Raw genomic sequence first — 2,512 nt, 5'->3', positions numbered from 1 at the left:
GGCGTCCCCAAGGGGATTCGAACCCCTGTACTCACCGTGAAAGGGTGATGTCCTAGGCCTCTAGACGATGGGGACCTGTGCTGGCTTTACTCTCAGCGGACTCTTCGTTGAAGGCTTTGCCTAGCCCCTCAAAAAAGCGTGCGCGAAGTTTAACACGAAGCGATTCACGAAATCAACTGCTGGCCTTCTTTTTTCCACCTTATTTGCATCATTCTCCCCTATGAGGACAGGATGATGGCAGGAAGATATGGAAAGCGCTGGCACGCTAGGCACGCAGGAAAAACCGCGCCAACCTTCTGGCGCGGCAAAAGCATTCCTTAGCGCAAGATATCGTCCGTACTGATGATGCGCACATCATGCATCTGGTCCAGATACGCCTCCAGGTAGCCCTTGTGGGATGCGCCGACGATGACCAGGGTGCGCATGCCCGGGCGCGCCGTCATGATTTCGCGGATATTCGATGCCATGCGCAAGTTACGCACCTCCCATGAGGCGACGTAGTTGCGACCATAATGCTGTGGCGACGGCTCTTCCAGCGCCGCACCAAAATCGCCACGGACTGCCAGATCCGCCTCTGCGCGTCCGTTATAGGCGCGATATACCGCCAGCACACCGGCCGGCGTAGTCATTTGCCCTTCAAACCCGGCGTGGATGCGCTTGCGCTCCGCCGAAAAGGGATTATCCCAAGCCGCCCTGATCGCCTTGGCATAAGCCTTCACATCGGCAACAGGCATATCGGCCGTGTGGTCATCCATGCCATACACCCGCTCGTGCCCACCCGTCGCCGCCAGCACGGCAGCAATCTGATAATCCTCGTTGCGCTCCTCCCGCAGGGAATTGAGCTGCGCGACCAAGGGCTCGCTCAAGCCATCACCGGCACGCCGCTCTTCCACGGGCAGGCGCAGCCATTGCACCAGCGCCGATGCACGTTCGCCGCCAGCCAGGAACAGCGAAGCCAATGTACGCCGCTGCGCGGCGGACGGCGCCGCCGGCCAGGCAGCCAGCAAACGCTGCGCCTGCGCCGTTGCCGCGACCACATCGAGTCCCGTGGCGGCCTGCGCGGCCGCAGTGTCATAGCAATAGCCTTTCGCCGTACCCTCATAACGCTGCGGATAAGCGCGCATGTAAGCGCACTGCAGGCCGGAAAGCGCCTCGATCGCAATCGCGTCCGGCCGCCAGTCCGCCAGGCGCTCATTGAGCAAGCTCAACTGAGTCAAGTCGAACGATTTCGGCAGTTGCGACAAATGGGGCGAACCAAGCACCAGCACGTCATTGGTCGACCCCCTTTGCAACTTCAGCGCACCAGGATCGAATCGCGCCGCAGGCGACGCATCCGCTTGCGCGGGAATGTGAATAACGGCAGCAAGAAAAAAACTGGCAAATAAGCGGTGCATCCTGTCTCCTGAATGTGATGGTCCATTGTTAATCGCAGGCCATGATGAATTCAACCTGCCGGCCAACTTTAACCGCTCCGAAAGTCACTGTCAGTTATACCCCAGCAACCAACAGAAACAAAAAAGCCGCCCGAGGCGGCTTCAAATAAACCAACACACAAATTCTTTCGATTCAATATATCCCATGCATGCACGCTCGCATGCAAGACAAAATCTCCGAAGCAAATAAAAAAAGCCACTCGAGGCGACTTTGATTTATTCCCACAATTGACTACCTGTTTCTGCGCTGTTGGTGGAGGCAAGCGGGAGCCAAGCGCCAAACTCTTGCACGCCATGCCAGCACACTAACAGCTTAGCCCTATTCCCCTCAGGCGAAGAAATTACTCGCACAAATAAAAAAAGTCGCTCGAGGCGACTTTGATTATCATGTGATTTCTGCGCTGTTGGTGGAGGTAAGCGGGAGCTAACCGCTGACCTCTTGCATGCCATGCAAGCGCCCTAACAGCTTAACCCTATTCCCCTCAGGCGAAGAAATTACTCGCACAAATAAAAAAAGCCGCTCGAGGCGACTTTGATTTATTCCTACAATTGAGTACCTGTTTCTGCGCTGTTGGTGGAGGTAAGCGGGAGCTAACCGCTGACCTCTTGCATGCCATGCAAGCACGCTAACAGCTTAGTCCTATTCCCCCGAGCGAATAAACGACCAGCACAAATAAAAAAAGCCGCTCGAGGCGACTTTGATTATCATGTGATTTCTGCGCTGTTGGTGGAGGCAAGCGGGAGCTAACCGCTGACCTCTTGCATGCCATGCCAGCGCGCTAACAGCTTAGTCCTATTCCCCCGAGCGAATAAACGACCAGCACAAATAAAAAAAGCCGCTCGAGGCGACTTTGATTATCATGTGATTTCTGCGCTGTTGGTGGAGGTAAGCGGGATCGAACCGCTGACCTCTTGCATGCCATGCAAGCGCTCTCCCAGCTGAGCTATACCCCCCGGGCGCAGAAACACTGCTACTTCTTTACTACCAAACACCAGACTGAACTGGCGTCCCCAAGGGGATTCGAACCCCTGTACTCACCGTGAAAGGGTGATGTCCTAGGCCTCTAGACGATGGGGAC

At 55.9% G+C, this 2,512-nt stretch carries 1 protein-coding gene and 3 tRNA genes; all 4 read right to left on the bottom strand.

The window, feature by feature from the left end; translation table 11 throughout:
- Positions 1-2: 2 nt before the first annotated feature.
- The 4 genes from AC1RDJ_RS28345 to AC1RDJ_RS28330 all read right to left on the bottom strand — a co-directional run bounded on the left by AC1RDJ_RS28345 (position 3) and on the right by AC1RDJ_RS28330 (position 2,512).
- Positions 3-75 (bottom strand) — tRNA-Glu (locus AC1RDJ_RS28345).
- Between the two features lie 242 nt (positions 76-317).
- Positions 318-1,394 (bottom strand): DUF5694 domain-containing protein, encoded by a 1,077-nt coding sequence (locus tag AC1RDJ_RS28340; protein WP_493029450.1) that lies wholly within the window; start codon positions 1,392-1,394, stop codon positions 318-320.
- 917 nt (positions 1,395-2,311) lie between these two features.
- Positions 2,312-2,387, bottom strand: a tRNA-Ala gene (locus AC1RDJ_RS28335).
- 49 nt (positions 2,388-2,436) lie between these two features.
- Positions 2,437-2,512, bottom strand: a tRNA-Glu gene (locus AC1RDJ_RS28330).

It is taken from the genome of Janthinobacterium sp. GW822-FHT07H10 (genome assembly GCF_058798675.1).
Note: the sequence above shows the minus strand (reverse complement) of the source record. Positions and strands in the feature narration are given on the sequence as shown.

What these genes read in the sequence shown, in the direction of transcription:
- AC1RDJ_RS28340 (WP_493029450.1), bottom strand. Translation starts at nt 1,394, where the DNA reads ATGCACCGCTTATTTGCCAGTTTTTTTCTTGCTGCCGTTATTCACATT.